The organism is Vibrio sp. CB1-14, from assembly GCF_040412085.2.
In the GTDB taxonomy this organism is placed as follows: Bacteria; Pseudomonadota; Gammaproteobacteria; order Enterobacterales; family Vibrionaceae; genus Vibrio; species Vibrio chaetopteri.
In genome coordinates this window covers 2,529,776-2,552,869 of sequence record NZ_CP115920.1, presented here as the reverse complement: position 1 = coordinate 2,552,869, position 23,094 = coordinate 2,529,776, and the positions used below count along the sequence as shown (strand labels likewise).

Annotated in this window: 18 protein-coding genes; 12 read left to right on the top strand and 6 right to left on the bottom strand. The window is 46.5% G+C overall.

Going from position 1 to position 23,094, the window contains the following annotated elements:
- Positions 1–18 precede the first annotated feature (18 nt).
- Together buk and PG915_RS11495 are read left to right on the top strand one after the other, a co-directional pair.
- Positions 19–1,083 (top strand): butyrate kinase, encoded by a 1,065-nt coding sequence (buk, locus tag PG915_RS11500; RefSeq protein WP_353496653.1) that lies wholly within the window; start codon positions 19–21, stop codon positions 1,081–1,083.
- 97 nt (positions 1,084–1,180) lie between these two features.
- Complete coding sequence (locus PG915_RS11495) at positions 1,181–2,557, top strand: aldehyde dehydrogenase (RefSeq protein WP_353496652.1); 1,377 nt, start codon at positions 1,181–1,183, stop codon at positions 2,555–2,557.
- Between the two features lie 229 nt (positions 2,558–2,786).
- Here the strand turns inward: PG915_RS11495 and PG915_RS11490 are convergent, their stop codons facing one another.
- Positions 2,787–3,668: a LysR family transcriptional regulator gene (locus tag PG915_RS11490; RefSeq protein ID WP_353496651.1), complete on the bottom strand. Its 882-nt coding sequence runs from the start codon at positions 3,666–3,668 to the stop codon at positions 2,787–2,789.
- Positions 3,669–4,019: 351 nt separating this feature from the next.
- Here PG915_RS11490 and PG915_RS11485 point away from each other — a divergent pair, with 351 nt between their 5' ends.
- Entirely contained in the window at positions 4,020–5,264 is a 1,245-nt protein-coding gene (locus tag PG915_RS11485; RefSeq protein ID WP_353496650.1) for an MFS transporter, read from the top strand.
- A gap of 66 nt (positions 5,265–5,330) precedes the next feature.
- Here PG915_RS11485 and PG915_RS11480 read toward each other — a convergent pair whose 3' ends face one another.
- Positions 5,331–6,503 (bottom strand): DUF1887 family protein, encoded by a 1,173-nt coding sequence (locus PG915_RS11480; protein WP_353496649.1) that lies wholly within the window; start codon positions 6,501–6,503, stop codon positions 5,331–5,333.
- A 182-nt stretch (positions 6,504–6,685) separates the two neighbouring features.
- Positions 6,686–8,677, bottom strand: coding sequence for a methyl-accepting chemotaxis protein (locus PG915_RS11475; protein WP_353496648.1), 1,992 nt, complete (start codon positions 8,675–8,677; stop codon positions 6,686–6,688).
- A gap of 399 nt (positions 8,678–9,076) precedes the next feature.
- On the opposite strand from PG915_RS11475, the gene hinT reads away from it, so the two are divergent.
- The 7 genes from hinT to PG915_RS11440 all read left to right on the top strand — a co-directional run bounded on the left by hinT (position 9,077) and on the right by PG915_RS11440 (position 15,201).
- Entirely contained in the window at positions 9,077–9,427 is a 351-nt protein-coding gene (gene hinT / locus PG915_RS11470; protein WP_353496647.1) for a purine nucleoside phosphoramidase, read from the top strand.
- A 145-nt stretch (positions 9,428–9,572) separates the two neighbouring features.
- A complete protein-coding gene (locus tag PG915_RS11465) occupies positions 9,573–10,973 on the top strand; it encodes a COG3014 family protein (RefSeq protein WP_353496646.1) in 1,401 nt (466 codons plus the stop codon).
- Entirely contained in the window at positions 10,973–11,365 is a 393-nt protein-coding gene (locus PG915_RS11460; protein ID WP_353496645.1) for a YcfL family protein, read from the top strand. The genes PG915_RS11465 and PG915_RS11460 overlap by 1 nt, the downstream gene beginning before the upstream one ends.
- A gap of 41 nt (positions 11,366–11,406) precedes the next feature.
- Positions 11,407–11,997 (top strand): penicillin-binding protein activator LpoB, encoded by a 591-nt coding sequence (gene lpoB / locus PG915_RS11455; RefSeq protein WP_042476725.1) that lies wholly within the window; start codon positions 11,407–11,409, stop codon positions 11,995–11,997.
- Positions 11,998–12,019: 22 nt separating this feature from the next.
- A complete protein-coding gene (locus PG915_RS11450) occupies positions 12,020–12,862 on the top strand; it encodes a phosphotransferase (RefSeq protein ID WP_367357775.1) in 843 nt (280 codons plus the stop codon).
- Positions 12,863–12,978: 116 nt separating this feature from the next.
- A complete protein-coding gene (gene ycfP / locus PG915_RS11445; protein WP_353496643.1) occupies positions 12,979–13,518 on the top strand; it encodes an alpha/beta hydrolase YcfP in 540 nt (179 codons plus the stop codon).
- A 393-nt stretch (positions 13,519–13,911) separates the two neighbouring features.
- Positions 13,912–15,201, top strand: coding sequence for an NAD(P)/FAD-dependent oxidoreductase (locus PG915_RS11440; protein ID WP_353496642.1), 1,290 nt, complete (start codon positions 13,912–13,914; stop codon positions 15,199–15,201).
- Positions 15,202–15,282: 81 nt separating this feature from the next.
- Here PG915_RS11440 and PG915_RS11435 read toward each other — a convergent pair whose 3' ends face one another.
- Positions 15,283–16,095 carry a DUF2989 domain-containing protein gene (locus PG915_RS11435; protein ID WP_353496641.1) on the bottom strand — a complete coding sequence of 271 codons (813 nt, stop codon included), beginning with the start codon at positions 16,093–16,095 and terminating at the stop codon, positions 15,283–15,285.
- A 141-nt stretch (positions 16,096–16,236) separates the two neighbouring features.
- On the opposite strand from PG915_RS11435, the gene PG915_RS11430 reads away from it, so the two are divergent.
- On the top strand, positions 16,237–16,518 hold the full coding sequence (locus PG915_RS11430; RefSeq protein ID WP_353496640.1) for a YeaC family protein: 282 nt from the start codon (positions 16,237–16,239) through the stop codon (positions 16,516–16,518).
- A gap of 107 nt (positions 16,519–16,625) precedes the next feature.
- On the opposite strand, the gene PG915_RS11425 is transcribed toward PG915_RS11430, so the two are convergent.
- Positions 16,626–18,185: a SulP family inorganic anion transporter gene (locus PG915_RS11425; protein WP_353496639.1), complete on the bottom strand. Its 1,560-nt coding sequence runs from the start codon at positions 18,183–18,185 to the stop codon at positions 16,626–16,628.
- A gap of 340 nt (positions 18,186–18,525) precedes the next feature.
- Positions 18,526–21,510 (bottom strand): ribonuclease E, encoded by a 2,985-nt coding sequence (gene rne, locus PG915_RS11420; protein WP_353496638.1) that lies wholly within the window; start codon positions 21,508–21,510, stop codon positions 18,526–18,528.
- Between the two features lie 615 nt (positions 21,511–22,125).
- Here rne and rluC point away from each other — a divergent pair.
- Positions 22,126–23,073 carry a 23S rRNA pseudouridine(955/2504/2580) synthase RluC gene (gene rluC, locus PG915_RS11415; protein WP_353496637.1) on the top strand — a complete coding sequence of 316 codons (948 nt, stop codon included), beginning with the start codon at positions 22,126–22,128 and terminating at the stop codon, positions 23,071–23,073.
- The last annotated feature ends 21 nt before the right edge of the window (positions 23,074–23,094 follow it).

Below are 23,094 nucleotides of genomic sequence, written 5' to 3'. Positions count from 1 at the left end.
AAATTAGGTTTATAAGTGATGAAAATTCTAGCTATCAACCCAGGCTCTACGTCTACAAAAATCGGTCTTTTCGAAGGTACAACTGAACTGTTCGAAAAAACTCTACGTCACAGCGCTGAAGAGCTAGCGCCATTCGGTGCAGTTGTTGCAAACCAAAAAGAATTCCGTAAAGAAGCAATTCTAGCGGCTCTAGAAGAAGCGGGCGTTAAAGCTTCTGAGCTAAACGCTGTTGCTTGTCGCGGTGGTGTTCTTAAGCCAATCTCTGGCGGTACTTACAAGGTTGACGATGCAGTAATCGCAGACCTTCTAGAAGCGCAAATCCAGCACCCAGCTAGCCTTGCAGGCATCATTGGTAAAGAGATCGCTGATGAGAACGGCATCGAAGCATTCTTCACTGACGCTCCAGTAACTTACGAGCTATCTGAGCTGGCGTCTTTCTCTGGTCACAAAGCTATCAAGCGTAAGGGTCGTTTCCACGCTCTTAACCAAAAAGCTATCGCGCGTAAATTCGCTGAAGACCAAGGTAAGAAGTACGAAGACGTTAACGTTATCGTTTGTCACATGGGTGGCGGTATCACTGTAGGTGCTCACATGGGCGGCCAAACTGTTGACGTAAACGACGCAGTATCTGAAGGTCCATTCACTCCAGAGCGTTCTGGTGACCTACCAACTCGCGAGCTAATCGACATCTGCTTCAGCGGTGAGTACACGCACGCTGAGATGAAAGCATTCATCCAAGGTAAAGGCGGCGCATTCAGCTACACAGGTAGCATCGACATGCGTGAAATCGAAGAGAAAGCGGAAGCTGGCGACGCTGAGTTCAAACTAGTGACTGACGCTATGGCTTACCAAGTTTCTAAGCAGATCGCTGCTATGGGCGCGGTATTCGGCGGTGAAAAGGTTGACGGTATCCTTCTAACTGGTGGTATCGCATACAGCAAGTACATCACAGCTGAAATCACTAAGCGTGTTGAGTTCATCGCTCCTGTAACTAAGTTCCCAGGTGAAGTTGAGCTAGAAGCACTAGTACTAGGTACGCTACGCGTAGTGAACGGCGAAGAAGCTGCTCAAACTTACGCTTAATTAATAGCGACGCTTAATTGAATAAAGATTAGGAGCAGGTTTAATCCTGCTCTTTAAAAGTGGCTTGCCACTGAATACTTTACAGAAGGTAATTATAATGTCATTCGATATCAACAACGCACAAGGCGTTTTCGAAACTGTTGAAGCTGCAATCGAAGCAACTCATAAAGCACAAGTAGAATACTACGCAAACTCTACTAAAGAAGGCCGTGAAGCTATCCTTACTGCTATCCGTGGTGCAGTTCTAGCTAAAGCTGAAGACTTCGCGAAAATGGTACGTGAAGAAACGAAACTAGGTCGCGTTGAAGACAAGATCGCTAAGCACCAGCTAACGGCTGCTAAAACTCCTGGTACTGAAGTTCTAGAAACTAAAGTATGGTCTGGCGACAACGGTATCTCTCTAGAAGAGCGCGCACCTTACGGTGTTATCGGTGCTGTTACTCCTGTCACTAACCCAACTGAAACTATCGTTAACAACGCTATCTCTATGCTAGCGTCTGGTAACGCGGTAACGTTCAACGTTCACCCATCTTCTAAAGTGGTTTCTGCGATGATGATCGACATGATCAACAAAACTATCGTTGAAGCAGGCGGCCCAGTTAACCTAGTTACTATGGTTAAAGAGCCTACTCTAGAAACTCTTAACCAAATCGCTAAGTCGCCACTAGTTAACATGCTAGTAGGTACAGGTGGTCCTGGTCTAGTGAAAGCAATCCTACAATCTGGTAAGAAAGGTGTAGGCGCTGGCGCTGGTAACCCACCTGTCATCGTTGACGCTTCTGCTAACCTAGACCTAGCTGCGGCTGGCGTTTACGGCGGTGCATCTTTCGATAACAACCTACTATGTATCGGTGAGAAAGAAGTATTCGTTGAAGATGCAGTCGCTGACGAGTTCCTAGCTAAGCTAGAAGCAACGGGCGCTTACGTTCTTTCTGCAGAAGAAGCTGAGAAGCTAACTGCACAAATCCTAACTATGGACGAAATCGACGGTGCTAAGCCATGTACTGCGCAAGAAATTGCTCGCGTATGGCACCCAGTTAAGCAACACGTTGGTCAAGACGCAGGTGAAATCCTTAAGTCTATCGGTGTTGAATCAGAGACTCGTCTAGCGGTTATGGTTGTTGAGAACGATCACCCACTAGTACACGTAGAGCAAATGATGCCAGTACTTCCAGTTGTTCGTTGTGCGAACATCGACGAAGCTATCGAGCGCGCAGTAGCTGCTGAACGTGGTAACAAGCACTCTGCATGTATCTACTCTGGTAACATCGAGAACGTCACTAAGTTCGGTCGTGCTATCAACACAACTATCTTCGCTCACAACGGTCCAACACTATCTGGTGTAGGTTACAACGCTGAAGGTACTTCAACGTTCACAATCGCAGGTCCAACTGGCGAAGGTATCACAAACGCGTACTCGTTCACTCGCGCACGTCGTTTCGCAATCGCTCAAGGCGGTCTGCGTATCGTTTAATCGGTTGTTTGACTGATTGACGTGAAAAAGCCGAAGCTGTTGCTTCGGCTTTTGGTTTTTTTAAGAGCACCCCCTCTAGCTCCCCCTTATAAAGGGGGAGAACCACTGCTCGTTACTCGCGTAACATTGCACTAATTATAAGGCGATGCGTAGCGAGCTTATGGTTCCTCCCCTTAATAAGGGGAGGCTAGGAGGGGTAAATATGCAGAATCCAAAGAAACCACAACCCTTAAAACAAATCGTAAATCCCTTCCTCAATTCCATCGATCAGCGCCTGACGCGTCTCAACGGTATGGTCATTCGGTCTAGACATCTCGCCAAAGCTCTCGTAGTACATTCCATTTGGGTGCTTGAGTACCACAAGATGCTCCTTGCGTAGTTCTTGTTTGACTAAACTCTCAGGAATAATGCCCCAGCCGAGGTTATCAACCACGGCCTCTAGTACTTCTTGATAGTTAGAAAAGCTCATCGTACTACTAGAAATCGGGCGGAAATCTTGGTGAATTTCGTCGAAAAGGTGAGAAAGTACAATTTGACGATAGGCAGTGATGTCTGTGCTGGTCACATTAGATAGCTTAGCCAAATCATGTAGTGGTGAGCAGACGGCCATCATACGAATACGGTGCAGAGCGCGAACTTTGATCGCTGGGTCGTCACCTGAACTAAACACAAGCCCGTAGCCAAGATCAACGTGGTTTTCTTTAACGAGCGTTGGAATATCTGCACTGGATGATTTTATTGCAGTGAGCGATATGTGAGGAAACTCATCAGACAGTGCCACTAACTGCCGACGCCAAAACGTCGATGGAAGTGTGTCATCGTAGGCAATACGGATTTTGTCGCTGTCGCCTTGGCGGAACTGTTCTGCTTTTGAGTACAAGCTCTCAGCCATATTGAGAATATTCCGACAGTCTGGCAGTAAGGCTGCACCTGCATCATTCAGAACTAGGCGATTACGAGTTCGTTCAAACAGTTCTACGCCAAGCTCATCCTCTAAGCTCGAGAGAGCCATACTCAAAGATGTGCGGGTTTTACCCATAATATTGGCAACTTTGGTTAGCGAGCCATGTTCGGCAGTCAGTGCAAACACTCGCAATTTTGTAAGGTTCATAGGGGGAGCTCCCACCAAAAGAATTAGCGTGTGAATGAGTCGCTAATGAGTTTATTGTTATGATGCGTAGAGTATAGCATTTGTGACGCTCAGTGAAGCGTTATGTTGACAGTGGGGGAGGTAGCACTATTACTGGCTAATGGAGACCTTGCTATGATTGCGGCCTTTAAATGCCTGCCACAATGAGCGCGCTAGAGTAACAGATAAGCACACAAAACGTGTACTAGTATGTTACTTATTATCGTTGATTATGGAGGCTATGATGAAAGTGGGTAAAAGAAGGATTCTTTTTGCCGTACTGTTCCTTTATTCCTACAACCCTATGGATATTTTCCTAAAGAGGTCTGCAACATGTTGAAAAAGCTTGGCTTAGAAGGCTGGTTCTCAGCGCACTTTGCTTACGGTATCGTACAAATCGTTTTTATTCCTATGATGGTGCCATCGTTCATCCTTGCTCGTACTGGCAGCGCAACGGACGCTGGCTTGGCAATGGGTCTGTTTGGTCTGGCTGGCCTTTTTGCTCCAGTTATTGGCATGCTAGCAGACAAATATAAGGCACACCGTCTTGCTCAGCTTTTCGGTATGGTGTCTTACTTACTGGCTGGCGCATGTTTCCTTACTGCGGGTAGCAACTTTTCTATGATGGCGGTAGGCTCAGTCTTCTTTGGTACAGGCTCTGCGATTCTTCTTATGCTAAACCCAGTGTTTATCACTTTTGCTGGTTACGATGCAAAGACCGAAGCGTCTATGCTTGGTCGCATGGCTCAGGTTCTTATTATCGGTTCGTTGCTATCTGGCATTGCACTCGCGTACGTGACAGATCTTGGCTGGTCATACGAAATGCGCTTTATAGCAATGATGGCGATCGTTGCAGTGCTCGCGGTTATCACTATGCTAACAAATAAGAAGCCAGCGCAGCGTATTCTTGATAACGCGGAAGCTATGGCAGCTGCAGCTGCAGAAGATGATGCACCAAAAGTTGGCTTTGTTAAGGTTATCTTCTCTAACTTTGGTCTATTCTTGTTGGCGGTTGGCCTACTGTGTGCGGGTCAAGGTGCATTCCAAGCACAATATCCGAACTTACTAGAGAATGGCTATGGTGTGTCTCAGTCTCTGTCTGCAGCCAACCTTTCGGTAGCATCAATTCTTGGCTTAGTGATTCTGGTTGCCGCGGAAAAATTCGTTGCACGCTTTGGTAACCTAAGCCTATTTAAGCTATCTGCAGTTGCATCAATCGTGGTGATTGCTATTGCTTATGTGATTGCAGAAGCGGGTATGTCTCTGCACTACATCATTCCTCTAGCGCTATTCCTCGTTTACTTGCAAGGTATTACGGTAACGGACATGATTTCTCCAGCGATTGCTGCACGTCTGACGTTTGTTGGCGGCGGTTTGACTCAAGGTCTGATGATGTTCTTTATCTCGCTTGGCTTTGGTTTTGGCAGTGTGATCAGTGGTATTGCCGTTGATGGTTACGGCTGGGCAGCACTACCATTTGCTATCCTTGGTCTAACGATTGCCGCATACGTGTGTGTGGTTATCGTTGGCATGAAGCATAAAGCTGCAGTAAAGCGTGAACAAATCAAATCTGCTTAATTCAGATTTAGATAGCAAAAAGGCTTGGCGCTGTGCCAAGCCTTTTTTGTATGAGCTAGTTGGAAATTAGCTCAGACGCGCACGCTCATCAATACCGCCAGCGCCTTGGAACCAGATAGTGAGGTGGTGTTTGAGATCTTTGAGTTCATCAGGGCCGATAAGTGCCAGTCCCAGATCTTCTGCGCGAGTAATGTCGTTGTGACGAAGGGGTCTAAAGCTTACTAGCATCGCTCGTGCCTGCAGGCCACCTAGGAGGTCGCGCAGTGACTCTAACTTGTAGAGCGTGTCGTCACCGTCATCCCGCATGCCTTTGGTTTTACACTCGATAATGTGCAGCTTGTTGTTCACCACGGAAGCGACATCCAACTCGTTACGCACTTCACGCTCTCCGAGCTGACGATACACCTGTACATTTAGCGAGTGATCTTGAATGGTCGGCAAGTCATCACGGATTTGCTTCACTGTGCTATGAACTAAGTTCTCTAGCCATTCACCGTTTGAGAAACGTCGAGCGTCTTCACTGATAAACGTCAGTACCCCGTTGTCGTAATTGGCGATTTGAGACTCGACTAGGTCGCTGATTAGCATGTTCAGCTCGCGGTAGCCTTGCTGCTTCTCAGACAAGGCGACATCAAGTTTCTGCTCTTTACGGCATGTAGTCGCAAGGTAGTTTAACGTCGCAAGGCCAGGGCCAAGCTCTAGGGCGTTACTTGCCCATTTCTCGCCAAGTTGGTACAGCTTCTTATCTAACTGTGGTGGTAGGTCGTAGTCAGTGAACTCGCCTCTCGCGCCAAAGATGGTTAGATAGTCGCCAATAGTAATGTGGTCTTGCACCTGGGCATCCTGTGCGCCTTCTGGGTACAACCAGCACATCTTGTCACTGTTTGGCTCAACTACAAAAATAGGCCAGTGGAAGGTGCGGAACACTTCATAGACGGACAGCAGTCTGTGCCTTAAACCACAACTTGCATTGAGCTTGACCTCAAGGTTTTTCTCTTTGAGTGTATTGGCGAGCGTTAGAATGGATTGCTTGATGGCTGAGGTGTTGACGATATTGGGAATTTCAAAAAACTCAGAGGTGATTTCTCGCTCACCAAGTACGGCGCTCAGGCGCTCATACATATCAAACTGGGATTCGTCACCGATAAAAATGATATGACGACTGACGGTGCGGTCATCGAGTAATGGAGTGACCAAGCGAATCGGGTCTTGGTCAATGATGCCTACATGAACGGCCATAGTGTTTCCTTCAACATTTGGCTTACCGAAGAAAATGGAAGACGACCCAACGCAGCCCTGCGCTAGGTCTTTAAAAAGTAAAGCAAGCCATACTCAAGATATAATGGCGTTAGGTTTAAAAAACAAGAGCGAGACTCTAGGAATCTCGCTCTTGTTGAATTATTTACGCTTTATTGACGAAGTTAAAGCTTAAATCGATGTACCAGTTCGCCTTGTTGGTTAGCAAGGCTAGTTAAGCTTTGGCTGGTCGCGGCAATTTGCGACATGGCTTGGTAACTGTCATCTGCGATGTGATTGATTTCTTCAATGTTTTTCGCGATGTCAGCGGTTGTCTCGCTCTGCTCTGCAGCGGCTTGAGAGATGTGAGTACTCATTTGGCTGATTTCAATAATGAGCGCTTGAATCTCTTCCATCGCGCCATTAGCACTTGAAGCTTGCTCAACGGACAGCTCCATATCTTTCATGCAGCTTTCAATCACTGAGCCAGCACTCTTTGAGCTAGACTGTAAGTTACTGATCATGGTTTCAATTTCTGTGGTTGATTCCGTGGTCTTTTGTGCCAACACTCGAACTTCGTCCGCAACGACTGCGAAGCCTCGACCTTGATCACCTGCACGTGCCGCTTCAATCGCTGCGTTGAGGGCGAGCAGGTTGGTTTGTTCTGCAATATTGCGGATTACATCAAGAATACTACCAATTTGACTACTCATGCGTTGCAGCTCACCCACCGCTTCAACCGATTCATTGAGACGAGTTTCAAGCTGGTTGATCGTGCTGATGTTGGTGCTCATGATCTGACGACCAGATTCAGATGCAGACTCTACGGCATGCACTTTCTCTAGAGAGCTTTGCGCGCTGTTCGCCACTTCTTGTACCGAATGAGACATTTCCGTCATTGCTGTAGCAACGTTAGCCGTTTGCTCACGCTGAGCGCTCAACTGTTGCTGGGCACTGGCTGATGTCGATTGGTTGCTGCTTGCGGTATCCGTTAGGTTGTCCGAAGCATCGTTAAGCTTGACCAGAACGTTGTGTAAGCTGTCCGCAAGGGTATTGATGTGATTCCCTAGACGGCGGAACTCGTTGTTGTATTTCACTTCGATACGCTGAGTCATGTCGCCTTCAGTTAGGCTCTCCAGCGTCTTAAGCGTGCTGTTGAGTGGTTGGCGGACACTTTGTGCAATGTGATAGCCAATACCAACCGCAATCAATGTTACAACAAAACCGATACCGACGGCTTTGATGACGCCTTCGTTGTAAATGTCACCGGCATGAGCCAATGATGAATTGAGGTTACTGGTTGCAATGTCATTGAAGCCATTAAGTGTTCCCATGGCATCGTCAACCACGACGGCTAGACTTTCAATGTTCTGGTATAAGGCATCTTTAGCAATAAGGTAGTTGTTGTGTTGGTCGAGTACCCCACCTTTGCGGCCGACATCCTGCGTAAATTGAGCTACCGACTCAGAAAAAGCGTCTTTTAGCTCTGGCATCTGAGTGACTAGGCCATTGAACGCGTAGTTTAAGTGGCTCACTGCCTTACGGTTTTTGTTTACGGCTTGCTGTACAAATTCTGTATCACTGCTAGCAAGCGCATCGGATGTAATGATTTCAGCATCCTTAAGTTTAATGAAGTAGCTCTTCGCCATCACTTTCACCGAGATGCTCGATGAATCATCCACATAATCTTTCATACCCACGGATAAGTCAGCGTGAAGTTTTTGGAAGCGACGAGTCGATTGCTGAACTTGCTCTTGCGCGGCAAACATGGACTGGTAGTTGTCCATAGCTGTTTGCGCTTCCTGGTCATAACGGGTTTGCACGTCACGCAATTCGGTAATAGCCGTTTCAAGCTCTGGGATACCTTGGCTGACTTCAGAAAGCTGAGTAAGCGCCTCGCCAAATTTCTGCATCGATACCGTAAACTCTTCACGGCGAATGGTCATGCGCTCTTCATTCTGCGTAGTGAGAAAGTCTTTGAATGACTTATCAGCGGATAGCAGCTGCACACTGGTTTGGTTAGACATGGACACCAGGGGTAACGATGTGTTCGATACCGAACCAAAGTTTTGGTGAATCTGATTCATGCCGTTAAGCATGATGGCAATAGTGATGACGAATAGTACGACGATCAGCGTAAAGCCGGCATACATTCTTCTGATGACAGAACCCTGCATTTATCTCTCCCTATAAAGTGCAGCAATACAAAAACGATACAAAAATAGTCTGGACGCTTGTCACCAACCTGTCGCACAATCTGCGTGCGGACTAAATATCAGTTGGTGCTATGTCTCTCTATCGTTACAAATAGCAAAAACTGAAATATATCTAATAAACAGTGCTACGTTTTATGACGCACTCATCAAAAACACAACAAAAGTGATAGTTTTGTGAAGAAGTGTTAGCTCAGTCTTCGAGAGAAAGAGTCGACACGTTGAAGATTTGAACAATAATAAAAACAAGTAGCTAGTTGGGTTTGCTTTCAATTGTGATCCCTAAGCCCATGGTGCATACTTTCTTTTATTATTAAGTGTATTCACTCACACACGTATCCTATCTGGTAATTGGAGACCTTCATGGCTGAAGAAACCATTTTTAGCAAAATTATTCGTAAAGAAATCCCAGCTGATGTTTTGTATCAAGATGACTTAGTGACGGCGTTTCGCGATATTAATCCTCGTGCGCCAAGCCATATCCTTATCATTCCAAACAAACTGATCCCAACAGTGAATGATGTTGAGGCTGATGACGAAGCAATGATGGGTCGTATGTTTACTGTCGCGAAAAAGCTTGCAAAAGAAGAAGGCATTGCTGATGACGGTTACCGTCTGATCATGAATTGCAACGCTTATGGTGGACAAGAGGTTTATCATATTCATATGCACCTTGTGGGCGGTCGTCCACTTGGACCCCTATTAGTCGGCTAAAACGTCATAGGTAGCAAGTTAACCAAGTTGTTATCCTGACTGTTGCGTACGAATGAAGCTGTGGCCAATATCGGCCGAGTTGCAACCATATTGGCGTTTAGCGGTCATAGTTTCACAAACAAATGAGTCATGTTATTCAAAATTTATGTTAAGACGTTGCGTTAAACATACGGCAACGGTCGCGCTTACAGCGACCTTGACCGCTTGTGCCGGGCTTTCCGCCGGCAATCTATTTAGTCACTATACTCAGCAAAATACGATTGTTTACCAGTCGGTAAAAACAGGTCAGTACGATAAGGCCTTGTCAGCATTGCCAGCTGAGCCTGTAGCGGGCGGAATTTTGGATAACTTTGAACGCGGTAGAGTGGAATTTTTGAACCGCGACTACCCGCAAAGTAAGTCCGCGCTGGAATTAAGTGATAAAGCGGTGCGCGTGCAGCAGGATAAAGCGTTGATCTCGATTACTGACACAGCAACCAGTGTCGGTGCGTTGGCGATTAACGACAACATTACCGAGTATACCCCGCCTGACTATGAGCTGGGTTTTCTACACTTGTACCTTGGACTTAACTACGTTGAAAGCAATGATCTTGAAGGCGCGTTGGTCGAAGTAAGACGCGCTAATCGAGTTCAAGAGCGAGCTCGTCAAGCAAGAGAAAAAGATCTCCAATCGGCGGAGCAGCAGCTCAAGCAGCAAGGTCTATCACCAAACTTGGGATCAGTACTGTCACGCTACCCTGATGCAGGTAACAAGCTCAAGGCAGTTCAAAACGGCTATCTACTGTACCTATCGGGTCTTCTGTATGAAGCGTCGAATGACTTAAATGGTGCTTATATTGATTACACGCGTGCTTTAGCCGTTGCACCTGAAAATGAAGCGGTTATTGAATCCGCGATTCGCGTGGCGAAACGCTCTAGCCGTAATCAAGATTTGGCTAAACTGAAAAAACAATATGGCGATCGCTCTGGGCCAAAACAAGGTCAGGGTAGGGTGATTGTGCTGGAAGAGCAGGGGGTTGTCTCGGCGATGCAGGCTTGGAACCTGACTTTGCCTATCTATGACAGTCGTGGCAATACCGCTCTGTATACTGTCGCCTTGCCTTATTATGTACCCAATGTTCCGCCAAAACTGTCGCCTCTGGTGTTAGACAGTAAATCGATGAAGAGCGATGAGCTGGTTGATGTAAACTTGATGGCGCAGCAGCAGCTTTCTGAGAACATGCCTTCAATTTTGTTAAGACAAGCGCTGCGTGTGTATGCAAAAGATCAGATTCGTAAAAGCTCGACGGGTGATGAAGACAACGTGGGTAATCTGCTGTTCAACGTGTGGAATACTTTGACTGAACAACCGGATACCCGCAGTTGGCAAACATTGCCGGGGCGAGTAAACGCGGCGAGTAGCATAGTGAATGCGGGTGAGCATACACTCACAGTGGATGGTCAGGACTATACTTTTGAAGTAAGAGATCGCCAAACAGCCTTGGTTTGGATTTCGAGGCAAGGTGGTAATGCCACTATTTGGCACAAGCAACTAGGAAGATTGTAATGAAAAAGTGGTTAGTAGTAATTGGGGTGTTGCTCTCAATTGTTGGCTGTAGCTCAAGCAAAACAGCCGGTATTAAAATTGAGGGACAGACTCAGACGGTGCTTTATGGGGATGAAAAAATGGGGGATAAGTTCTCCATTGACGACATCTCTACTGTTGACACAAATGGTCACCCTAGAGCGGTGGTTAAGCTATCGAATAAGACCTCTGTCGATCAAACGATTCAATATCGTTTTTATTGGTATGACGAGCAAGGCCTAGAAGTCAATACAAAACAGGCGCCGTGGCGTAGAGCCATTTTACGCGGTGATGAAACCATTACCCTCTCTGAGGTGTCTGTTAATCCAAATGGTAAAGAATTCCGTGTGCAGTTGCGCGGAGCTGATGATTAATTTCCACGAGTTGGAAACGTAAGCAAGACTAAGGAAACAAAATGAAAAAGAGTATTATTGCTTTGTTGGGTTTAGCTGTCATTCTTGGCGGTTGTTCAAATAAAGTCAGCTATGGCGATGCACAGGCAACTGAAACAACGACCATCGATTTCGGTTCGACTGATCTGCAAAAAATTGCCGGGGATATGGTTGATAGCATGTTGATGTCGGGCTCTGTAGCGGCAATCACTCGCGACAGCCGTCCAATCGTGTTTGTTGAGCGCATTAAGAATAAAACCACAGAGCACATTGATACTGAGTCGATTACTGACACAATCAGTACCAAGATGCTTAACTCAGGCAAATTCCGTTTCGTGGATATGGATCGCGTAGAGTCTGTGCGTGAGCAGCTTAACTTCCAAAACAACGACGAGCTTGTGAACCAAAGCACTGCGATTCAATTTGGTCAAATGGTGGGCGCACAGTACATGCTTTACGGCAACTTGAGCAGCATCGTTAAAGAGGCGGGCAGTGACAAAGACGTCTACTACAAAATGACGATGCGTCTTATGGATCTAGAAACTGGCCTGATTGAGTGGGCTGACGAGACCGAGATTCGTAAACAAGAGTCTCGCTCGGTATTGGGTCTGTAATGCCGATATTACAGAGTTAATGATGCAGCCATGGAAGCAAGCGCTGCAATCAGCGCCCAATCTTGCGGCCATCCCCTCTCTGATTAATGAAGTGCCCCTCGGGGCACTTCCTCTTTCTGGAGGGCTAACCAATCGTTGTTGGCGCGTTCTTACATCGAATTATGGTTGGTTAGTCTGGCGAGCGGGTAGTGAGCATTGCCAAGTATTCGATATTGATCGCCGCAATGAAGCCAATGCGTTATTGAGCGTTGAAGGGTATCTTTCAGCCAATCGTGTTGTGGCGCAGGGTGAGCAGGGGCTGTTGGTCACTTGGTGCGAAGGGAAACCTATTTCGGCAGATCATCCGGCCGATGCTTTATTGAGTGAGTTAGCCAAGATCCACGAGATCAAACCGTCCTTATCAATACGTAATTTTGATCTCACCGCCAAACTCGACCATTACTGGGCGCATATTCACGATAATGTCTTAAAACGGCGTTATAAGTCACTGTATGAGAAATACCGCCAGTTACCCAAGCTTCATTGCGAAGACAATGTGCTTTGCCATTTCGATTTTGGTCACCACAACATACTAAGCGCCAAAGATCAGCTTGTGGTGATAGATTGGGAATATGCGGCGATGGCTTCCCCTACGCTCGATTTAGTCCTGACGTTGGATATGTTGGGTCTAGATTACCAGACGGGACTTAATCTTTATCAGCAATATCGTTATATCGACAATGCCGCTGAGTGGCTAGATGATATGCGTAGTTGGCAGCCTCACTCTGAAATTATGGCCATGCTTTGGTATGTACTCGCCGCAGAGCAATGGGAAAATCCAGAGTTTTTAGTTGCTGCTGAGCAAATTTATCAGCGAAATTGTTGAATGGATCACTGTTTATCAGTTCCATCATCGTAAAACGCGTTTAACCCCTTTGAAGTTATGGCTTTCATGTTAGATTTAAGGAAAGCGTACCATTACAGGAATGATCGAGAGGTACTATGATTATCTATCTTCACGGCTTTGACTCAACAAGCCCAGGCAACCATGAAAAGGTGCTTCAGTTGCAATTCATCGACGAAGACGTGCGCTTCGTTAACTACAGCACACTCCATCCCAAACATGACATGCAGTTTCTTCTCAAAGAGGTCAACAAGTTAGTTCAGGAGTCTTCTGATACTAATCCATTGATTTGTGGTGTTGGACTCGGTGGCTATTGGTCTGAGCGAATCGGTTTTTTGTGTGGCATTAAACAGGTAGTTTTTAACCCAAACCTTCATCCAGAGATCAACATGCAAGGACGTATCGACCGTCCTGAAGAGTACGAAGACATCGCCACTAAGTGTGTCGAGAAGTTCCGTACTAAGAATGCGAAGCAATGTATGGTTGTTCTATCTCGTGAAGATGAGATCCGTGACAATCACGAAACGGCTGATGCATTAAGTGATTATTATGACGTGACATGGGATGAGACTCAGACTCATAAGTTCAAGAAGATTTCTCAGCATTTGCAGGCGATGAAAGCTTTTAAAAATGCATGATATCTAAAGAATTCTCCAGGTTTTAGCCTGTAAACGGTCCTCTAAGTAGGGCCGTTTTTTTGTTGTGCCGGTAATTGCTGCTTTAATCACCATTTAATTTACCAAGAAAAAATAATCCCACGGAATAGTTGCGGACATTGATTTGCTCTATATAATAAAACCATTCTACAAATTTTGATAAATATCAAAAAAAATTGAGAGCAAGAAGAAAACTTGCCCAAAGGTCGCAAAATTAGACGATTTTGTGCCGATATGTGAAGTGAAACCGGATTTGTAACGCGTTAGGGGCACTCTGTACTCATGCAAGTTAACGCAGAATGACAAGAATTTTTGTGCTTGGACTTTGTCGGGGCACGTTCAATTTTTAAATTTTCACTTTTTAGGAGAGCCATTGTGACTAATATTGTCGTAGTAGGTGGTGGCGCAGGCGGATTAGAGCTTGCAACCAAATTAGGCCGTACACTGGGACGTAAAGGGCGCGCCAATATTACCCTAGTTGATCGTAAAGCCAGCCATTTATGGAAGCCGTTGCTGCATGAAGTAGCGACAGGTTCGCTGGATGAAGGTGTGGATGCATTGAGCTATCGTGCGCATGCAAAAAACCACCATTTCGATTTCCAAATGGGCAGCCTCCAAGAGATTGACCGTGAAAGCAAGCACATCACGCTCAGTGAGCTGAAGGATGAGCAGGGTGAACTGCTAATGCCTAGCCGTAATATCGACTATGATATTCTTGTTTTGGCTATTGGCTCTACGTCTAATGACTTCAATACTCCAGGCGTTCGTGATAACTGTATCTTCCTGGATAGCCCAGAGCAGGCACACCGTTTCCGTACTGAGATGAACAATGAGTTCTTGAAGTTACATGCGAAAAACGGTCAGGGTACGGTAGATATTGCTATCGTAGGTGCGGGCGCGACGGGTGTTGAGCTCTCTGCTGAGCTGCACAATGCGGTTAAAGAACTTCGTACATACGGGTTTGGTGATCTGGACTCGAGCAAGCTTAACGTGAACTTGGTAGAAGCCGGTGAGCGCATTTTGCCAGCACTTCCGCCACGTATCTCAAGTGCAGCACACTCTGAGCTTACAAAACTTGGCGTGACAGTTCGTACAGCGACTATGGTGACGCAAGCGGATGCAACCGGTCTAACTACGAAAGATGGCGAGCATATCCCAGCACAAATCATGGTATGGGCTGCGGGTATTAAAGCGCCGGACTTCATGAAAGACATTGCTGGTCTTGAGACGAACCGTATCAATCAGCTCGTAGTAAAAGACACGCTGCAAACCACTCGTGATGACGATATTTTCGTCATTGGTGACCTTGCACAGTGTACTCAAGCGGATGGTAAATTTGTGCCGCCACGCGCTCAAGCTGCTCATCAAATGTCGAGCCGCGCTTTTGGAAACATCGTAGCTAAGCTAAACGACCGTGAGCTAAAACCTTATGTTTACAACGACCATGGCTCTTTGGTGTCTCTAAGCCGCTTCTCAACGGTCGGCAGTCTAATGGGTAACCTTACTAAGGGCTCGATGATGGTTGAAGGTAGAATCGCACGTGTGGTGTATATTTCATTGTATCGCATGCACCAAATGGCACTTCATGGCGTGTTAAAGACCGGCTTGATGATGTTGGTCGGTCGCATCAACCGTGTGCTGCGTCCAAACCTTAAGCTTCATTAATCCTGATAGCGAATGAATACAAAAGCCCCAATCAAGATAACTTGGTTGGGGCTTTTTAATATTGGTCGCTCACCATTTTAATTACATGGCGAGACTTGGAGAGTAGTCACCACTTTTAATGGCTTTGGTGACGTCGTCAGCTTGTTTTTGCAATCGCTTGTAAGTGCTATCACTTAAGTTGAACATTAATCGAAGTTCATTCTCCGATGCGATAGGGATATCAAACTGAGTTGCAACCATCGCCCACAGGTAAGACTGCTCTGGCTGGTCAAGACTCTGCGTGACGCTGGCTAGCGCTTGGATCACATCATTGTTTACTGAACTAACCCCTTCAGACAACATCAAAGAACGATTGAGCAGTTGATAAGTTTTGGTCTTATCACGGGAAATGTAGTACGTCGCCAAGGCGTACTGGAGCTGTGGTGTGTCTAGCTGAGGCGACCCTTCCATTGCGAGAAAGCGCCTTCTTGCTGCGTGGTCTCCCGTTTCACTCCACAAGAAGTATAAAGTGTCAGGTGAAGTGGTTGCACTCAGTGACTGCGTCACACGCTCTTGTTCGTTGATCGTAAACATAAGCGCATTGAATCGACGCGCTTTAAGATCAGCTTGCTCGATAGGCTGTATCTGTGAAGCAAGTTCCAAGCACTTACGATACTCCTTGAGCAGATAATAATCTTGGACAGTATTTGCTTCAGTTGGTGCACTTAGCATATCGTAGCGATGCCAAATTAGGTTGGTTCTTGGGATCCGACATTGGCCATCTGACGTATTCATTACTGCACAATTCAATGCGGGTTCTTGTTCGCACAATTGATCTGTATTCTTGCGTGTTTCAAAACAGCCGCTTAAAAGAGACGCACTTAAAAGAACGAGCAAAGAGTGGGGTAAATTCATGTTACTACTTGTGATCGAATACACTGATTTATCTAGCTTAACTTGACTCAGTGTACCATCAGGTTATGGTTCGAGTAATGAATTAACCTCTCAGAACCGCAAAATTGCGGGGCTGTTATCTTTAGAACAAGAAGGTTTATTATGGATGTAGAGCAATTATTAGCTGCAATGACACCAGATGTATACGAAAGGCTACTTTACGCCACAGAAACAGGCCGCTGGCCAGAGGGCAGTCGTCTTTCTGATGAACAACGCTCTTCTTGTATGCAGGCCGTTATGCTGTATCAGTCAAAGCATAATGTTGATCCGCAACACATGTCGGTGGCTGCTGGTGGAGACATTACTTTCAAAAGTAAAGCTGACCTTAAAAACCAGTTCGCTGACAATTCCAATGAAATAGCGCGAGTGAAAGTCGCCCAATAAGATTGAGCGCTAGTACTTGCAAACTATAGTTGGTAAAGCACCAGATAGTTGGCAAATGATAGATAGCAAAAAGGGGTGTCGCCACCCCTTTTCATCGTGCCTGCTGATTAACCAGCAAGTACATCTGTTGCAACTTTATAGCTTGGATCTTCTTTCACGTTGATCTCCACTAAGCTACCTGCTTTATCGAGTAGCTTGCGGCAATCTGGGCTGAGGTGACGCAGGTGTAGGGTTTTGCCTACAGCTGAATAGCGCTCAGCCACCGTCTCAATCGCTTCAATGGCAGAGTGGTCAGTTACTCGTGAGTTAGCAAAGTCTACAATAACATCCTGAGGATCGTTTGGTGCATCAAACAGCTCTAGGAAGTTCGCGGCAGAGCCAAAGAAAATCGGACCATTCACCATATACTCTTTTGAGCCTTCGTCATTAATGCAGCTGCTCGCATAAATGTGTTTAGCGTGTTCCCAAGCAAACATAAGTGCCGATACTACAACACCCACAGCAACAGCGACAGCAAGGTCAGTCAATACAGTAACTACAGTTACTAGAACAATAACAAAGAAGTCTTTCTTAGGTACGCGACGTGCAAGTTTGAATGTAGCCCATTCAAAGGTGCCAATAACCACCATGAACATTACACCAACAAGCGCAGCAAGCGGGATCATTTCAATCAGTGCTGCGGCGAACAGAATGAACATCAGTAGCGCAACGGCAGCGACGATGCCTGATAGACGACCACGACCACCTGAGTTTACGTTAATCATCGACTGACCAATCATCGCACAGCCACCCATTGCACCGAATACGGAACACGTTACGTTTGCTAGACCTTGACCTACACATTCACGGTTTGATTGACCGCGAGTGTTCGTCATTTCATCCAAAACGGTAAGCGTCAGTAGCGACTCAATAAGACCGATAGCCGCAAGGATGATTGCGTAAGGAAGAATAATTTGCAGCGTTTCCCACGTTAGTGGTACCGCTGGGATTGAGAATGATGGTAGCGAGCCTGCAAGCGTCGCAGCTTCATCACCAGACATTGAGCGTAGGAAATCTACAACCGTGCGCGTATCAAGACCTAAACCTTGAACCAGCAGAGTGACAGTCACAATCGCAACTAGAGAAGAAGGTACCGCTGTCGTGATCTTTGGTAGGAAGTGGATGATACCCATAGTCAGTGCGACTAAGCCTAGCATTAGCATCATTTGGTCTTGTGGTAGCCAAGTGAGTGCACCGGATAGGTCAGGCGCTTTAAACTGACCAAGCTGAGCAAGGAAGATGACAATGGCGAGACCGTTTACGAAGCCAATCATCACTGGATGAGGCACCATGCGGATAAACTTACCGAGCTTGAAAAGGCCTGCACTAATTTGCAGCAAACCAGCAAGCATGATGGCTGCAAAGAGGTATTGGACGCCGTGAGTCGCTACCAAGCTAACCATGACCACAGCCATCGCGCCGGTTGCACCGGAAATCATACCCGGGCGGCCGCCAAAGATAGAGGTGACCAAACCAACGATAAACGCAGCGTAAAGGCCAACCATAGGGTCAACACCAGCTACGAAGGCAAATGCCACCGCTTCTGGTACCAGTGCTAGAGCCACTGTAAGACCTGACAAAACGTCATTCTTTACAGAGTGTTTAGAAAACTGTGGGAATTCAAACATGAAATTAATCGTACTTATGTTGTTGGGTTAACATCCATTTCATCCAGCACACATTCGACATTTAAACTGTTTCAACTGTATTAACAGCGAGCAAAAAAGAGTAAGTGAGCGTCATGAGCTATGAGTGTTAACTCATAGGTGAGGTGCATTGCTAATGAAATAATCAAAGTCGGGCATGCTACCTAATTGTCTCCAGAAGTTCAATATTGAAACAAATTGTTATGCATAAATAGTGTCGAGATTAGGAAGCACCGAATAATACACTGGGTGGAATGAAGAATAAAAAAAGGGCTACCAGTTGGTAGCCCTTTCGTTGTTGTCAATTTCTAACCGCAAAGGGTTAGTAATTTGGTTTGGTCATCACCGCTGAAGCAGCGTTAGACGCAGCTTGACTGCCAGCGCCTTTTGGCTGGTAACGCTCTGCTTTAGCAGGCGCTGCGTTGATGATGATTTCACCTAGCTCTTGCTTGCCTTCCGCTTTAGCCATTGGTGCACTTGCGTGACCTTTAACCGTTGTTTTCGCAGGAGCCGCTTGCTTAGGCTTTGCAGCTTCAACCGGCGCTTCTGCAGCAGGAGCTACCGCTTCGATTGCAGGCTCTGCAGAAACTTCAGTTTCAGCGACGGGTGCTGGAGTGCTTTCTGGAGCAGCTTCAATTGCTTTCGGAGCTTCTACAACGACAGCTTCAGCAACAGCAGGTGCTTCAGTTGTTACCGCTTCAACGACTGCAGTTTCTACTGGCTCTGGCGCAACGACGGGCTCTGGCTTACGCATAACGATGACTTTACCCATCGCCATTTCTGGCATTGCCATACCTGTTACAGCTAGTACTGGTGTTTCAGCTACTTCTTCTTGAGGTTTCGCTTTCGGTTTTGGTTTCACAATACCGTAGCTTGGCATCACTTTACCCATTGCCATCTCTGGTGATGCAACACCACCTTTGCGCAGGCGGAATGGGTTAGGGCGACGATCACGACCGCGACGACGACGCTGACCACTTGCACGTAGGTGACGTGGTGAACGACGGTTACGACGTTGCTTGCCTTCCTCTTTAGCACCTGCTTCGTTTGACGCTTCTGGAGCTTGCGGTTTTTCTACCGGAGCTTGGGCGACAACAGCGGCTTCTTGTTGCGTTTCGAGTTCTTCTTGCTTCGCGTTTTGATCTTTCACACGAACTTGCTTAGTGAGTTTACGACGCTGACGACGTTCTTTCACTTTCGCTGTTTTCTCTTCCGCACGAGGTGCTTTCTTCTCAGCTTGAACATCAGCAGCGATTTGCTTGCCTTGCTCCTCTACCTTCGAGTTGTTAGCTGCTTCGTCACGCTTCTTGTTGCGACGGTCTTGCTGCTTGTTACGACGGTTTTGAGGTTTGCGCGGCTCTTGTTCGTTACTTTGCGTTTCTTTTTCTTCATCGTGGTCACGGTTAGGCTTGTTACGACGATTCTTGTTGCGATCGTTGTCACGAGTCTCTTTGTTGTTGCGACGACGCTGATCGTTGTTGCGGTTACGGCGTGAACGATTGTTGCGATTCTTGTTGTTGTCTTCTTTCTTCTCTGGCTCTTTCTTTTCAGGTTCTGGAGACGCGAATAGTGAGCTAATTGCAGAAAGAATACGTGAGAACAGACCAGGTTTCTCAACCTTTGGCTCAACCACTGGTTTCTTCTCTGGCGTCTTAGGCGCTGGAGTCGAAGATGTAGATGGAGATGGAGCGCTTTGCGTTGGTGTCGCGAAGCCTTGCAGTGCTGGTTGTTCTATTTTACGTGGCTTAACCTCTGACTCGCCGGCTTCTTTTGCTTCTGCTTCACGCAGTGCTTCAAGCTTCTTAGGCAGTAGGTAAGACAATAGATCTTGCTCTTCGCCTTCACGAACACGGATCACCTCAAAGTGTGGTGTTTCCATGTCTGAATCAGGGACGATAGTGATCTTCACTTCTTGAACACGCTCGATGTGGTTAATTGAGCGGCGCTTCTCATTGAGTAGGTAAGAGGCGATAGGCACAGGAACAATCGCTAAAGCCTGCGATGTGTTGTCCTTAAGCGCTTCTTCTTCAATCAGACGCAATACAGAAAGTGCAAGTGATTCGTTGTCACGAACCACACCAGTACCGCTACAACGCGGACAGATGTGGTGGCTAGCTTCAGCCAACGATGGGCTTAGACGCTGGCGCGACATCTCTAGTAGACCAAAGCGAGAGATACGACCGATTTGAACACGGGCGCGGTCAATACGAACCGCTTCGCGTAGACGGTTTTCTACTTCACGTTGGTGACGAACTGGCGTCATATCAATGAAGTCGATAACCACTAGACCGCCTAGGTCACGAAGACGCAATTGACGTGCAATTTCATCTGCTGCTTCTAGGTTGGTATTCAGTGCCGTCTCTTCGATATCGCTGCCTTTGGTTGCGCGCGCTGAGTTGATATCGATAGAGGTAAGTGCCTCTGTTGGGTCGATAACAATTGAACCACCTGAAGGTAGGCGCACTTCGCGTTGGAATGCAGATTCGATTTGGCTTTCAATTTGGTAGTGGCTGAACAATGGTATTTCGCTGTCGTACTTTTTAACACGATTAACGAAGTCTGGGCGTACCAATTGGATATGCTGGCGAGCACGCTCATAGATAGTGTTGCTATCAATAAGGATTTCACCGATATCGCGACGTAGATAGTCACGCAGAGCGCGCACAATCACGTTACTTTCTTGGTGGATCAAAAATGGTGCAGGGTTTTGGTCTGCAGCACCTTTGATGTTTTCCCAGTTGTTCAGTAGGAAACGTAAGTCCCACTCAAGTTCCTCTGCACTCTTACCAACGCCTGCAGTACGGACAATAAGACCCATACCTTGTGGCAGTTCAAGAGTACTCAGTGCAGCTTTTAGTTCAGTACGCTCTTCACCTTCGATGCGACGAGAAATACCGCCGGCGCGAGGGTTGTTTGGCATTAGAACTAAGTAGCTACCTGCTAGAGAGATGTACGTTGTCAGAGCAGCGCCTTTGCTGCCACGCTCTTCTTTTTCAACTTGCACGATCACTTCTTGGCCTTCGCTCAATACATCTTTGATGCTTGGGCGACCTTGATAGGTATAACCTTCTGGGAAGTATTCTTTTGCAATTTCTTTAAGAGGGAGGAAACCGTGGCGTTCGGCACCGTAGTCAACGAAAGCGGCCTCTAGGCTAGGCTCAACTCGAGTGATACGTCCTTTGTAGATATTTGCTTTTTTTGACTCATGACCAGGACTTTCGATATCAAGATCGAAAAGCTTTTGGCCGTCAACCAAAGCAACACGCAACTCTTCTTTTTGAGTTGCGTTAATTAACATTCTTTTCATTACAGAAATTCTCGTTGTATTTTCTTTGTTTTCATCATTGCTCTTGTCACAGGTTTCGTAACTCGCGGTGCCTGATCCCATGGCTTTATTTAATGCAACCTCCCGGCTGGAAGGGATGCTCGTGGGCACTACAGTCATCACACAAGGCTGAGGCTGTGTGATCCGCGTATCTAGCGGTATTACTCAAACACGAGTACGTGAGTAGGTGACAAGGAAGACTTAGCTTTCAACGTCTTATGCCAGTTGCTGCGTTTCAATACTAAGCGATCTACTCAAGATATAATTGCTCAAGGATAATAGCGATAAATGGTAAATCGATTCTAATTACCCTGTGCAGCTGTGAACTATAGCAGCGCAACGAATTATCAGCAATCAGCTTTATTGTAAACCACAGAAAAAAACCAAGCTTTTGCGCGGTCTGTACAGTTAATGTACTGATTTTAATCGTCAAAATTAGAGGGTTGTGAAAATGGATCCAATCGTGGTTAAAATTTATCCACAACTTGTCCAGCCAGTACCACTTGACCTGTTTTGGCACAGTTCACAAGTTTCCGAATTGGATACGGAAAATAGAAAGCGTTCTTTTCTTGATACTTTGAGTGTTATAATAGCGAAATGAGTGAAATTAGAACAAAAGTCCAATTCGTCGACATCGATGACGATATGGCTGGTCAACGCATCGATAACTTTTTGCGTAACCAACTTAAAAACATCCCAAAAAGTGTTGTGTATCGAATCGTGCGCAAGGGCGAAGTGCGAGTCAACAAAAAGCGCGTTAAGGCCGAATACAAGCTGCAAGCGGGTGACTTGGTGCGCATTCCGCCGGTAACTCTGGAAGAAAAAGAGCAAGAAGCGCCGCTCAATACCAACCTAAGTCGTGTCGCTGAGCTGGAATCGAAGATCATCTATGAAGATGACCACATGCTCATCCTTAATAAACCTTCGGGTCTGGCCGTTCACGGTGGCAGCGGCCTTAAGTTTGGTGCTATTGAAGCGTTACGCGCTTTGAGACCACAAGCGCGCTTTCTTGAGCTTGTGCACCGCATCGACCGTGATACGTCCGGTATTTTGTTGGTAGCGAAAAAGCGCTCAGCGCTGCGCCACTTGCAAGCTCAGTTCCGAGAGAAAACCGTTCAGAAATATTATTATGCTTTGGTAATGGGCAAGTGGAAGCCGAGCTGCAAGGTCGTCAAAGCACCACTTCTTAAAAACGAAGTGAACAGTATTGTCAGAGTGAACCCTAACGGCAAGCCATCAGAAACACGTTTCAAAGTGCTGACGTCTTTTGAGCAAGCGACGTTAATTCAGGCAAGTCCGATTACCGGGCGTACTCACCAGATACGAGTGCACGCTCAATATACCGGTCACCCTATTGCGTGGGACGACCGTTACGGTGATCGCCGATTTGATGCTTACACGGCCAAAGCAGGATTGGATCGTTTATTCCTACATGCTGCAAACATTATTTTCACCCACCCGGGTAAAGAAGAGCGAATGGAAATCGACGCCGAAATGGAGCCTAAGCTTCAAAAAGCATTGGACAAGCTTAAGACGATGTCTTGAGGTTAGTTTGTTCTATTGATG

Excerpts from the sequence above, each read along its gene's own strand:
- PG915_RS11450 (WP_367357775.1), top strand. The coding sequence starts at position 12,020 with ATGCAGCCATGGAAGCAAGCGCTGCAATCAGCGCCCAATCTTGCGGCC.
- PG915_RS11480 (WP_353496649.1), bottom strand. The coding sequence starts at position 6,503 with ATGGCCGTTCATGTAGGCATCATTGACCAAGACCCGATTCGCTTGGTC.
- PG915_RS11485 (WP_353496650.1), top strand. The coding sequence starts at position 4,020 with ATGTTGAAAAAGCTTGGCTTAGAAGGCTGGTTCTCAGCGCACTTTGCT.
- PG915_RS11495 (WP_353496652.1), top strand. The coding sequence starts at position 1,181 with ATGTCATTCGATATCAACAACGCACAAGGCGTTTTCGAAACTGTTGAA.
- PG915_RS11460 (WP_353496645.1), top strand. The coding sequence starts at position 10,973 with ATGAAAAAGTGGTTAGTAGTAATTGGGGTGTTGCTCTCAATTGTTGGC.
- buk (WP_353496653.1), top strand. The coding sequence starts at position 19 with ATGAAAATTCTAGCTATCAACCCAGGCTCTACGTCTACAAAAATCGGT.
- ycfP (WP_353496643.1), top strand. The coding sequence starts at position 12,979 with ATGATTATCTATCTTCACGGCTTTGACTCAACAAGCCCAGGCAACCAT.
- lpoB (WP_042476725.1), top strand. The coding sequence starts at position 11,407 with ATGAAAAAGAGTATTATTGCTTTGTTGGGTTTAGCTGTCATTCTTGGC.
- PG915_RS11430 (WP_353496640.1), top strand. The coding sequence starts at position 16,237 with ATGGATGTAGAGCAATTATTAGCTGCAATGACACCAGATGTATACGAA.
- PG915_RS11465 (WP_353496646.1), top strand. The coding sequence starts at position 9,573 with ATGTTAAGACGTTGCGTTAAACATACGGCAACGGTCGCGCTTACAGCG.
- rne (WP_353496638.1), bottom strand. The coding sequence starts at position 21,510 with ATGAAAAGAATGTTAATTAACGCAACTCAAAAAGAAGAGTTGCGTGTT.
- rluC (WP_353496637.1), top strand. The coding sequence starts at position 22,126 with ATGAGTGAAATTAGAACAAAAGTCCAATTCGTCGACATCGATGACGAT.
- hinT (WP_353496647.1), top strand. The coding sequence starts at position 9,077 with ATGGCTGAAGAAACCATTTTTAGCAAAATTATTCGTAAAGAAATCCCA.
- PG915_RS11435 (WP_353496641.1), bottom strand. The coding sequence starts at position 16,095 with ATGAATTTACCCCACTCTTTGCTCGTTCTTTTAAGTGCGTCTCTTTTA.
- PG915_RS11490 (WP_353496651.1), bottom strand. The coding sequence starts at position 3,668 with ATGAACCTTACAAAATTGCGAGTGTTTGCACTGACTGCCGAACATGGC.
- PG915_RS11425 (WP_353496639.1), bottom strand. The coding sequence starts at position 18,185 with ATGTTTGAATTCCCACAGTTTTCTAAACACTCTGTAAAGAATGACGTT.
- PG915_RS11475 (WP_353496648.1), bottom strand. The coding sequence starts at position 8,677 with ATGCAGGGTTCTGTCATCAGAAGAATGTATGCCGGCTTTACGCTGATC.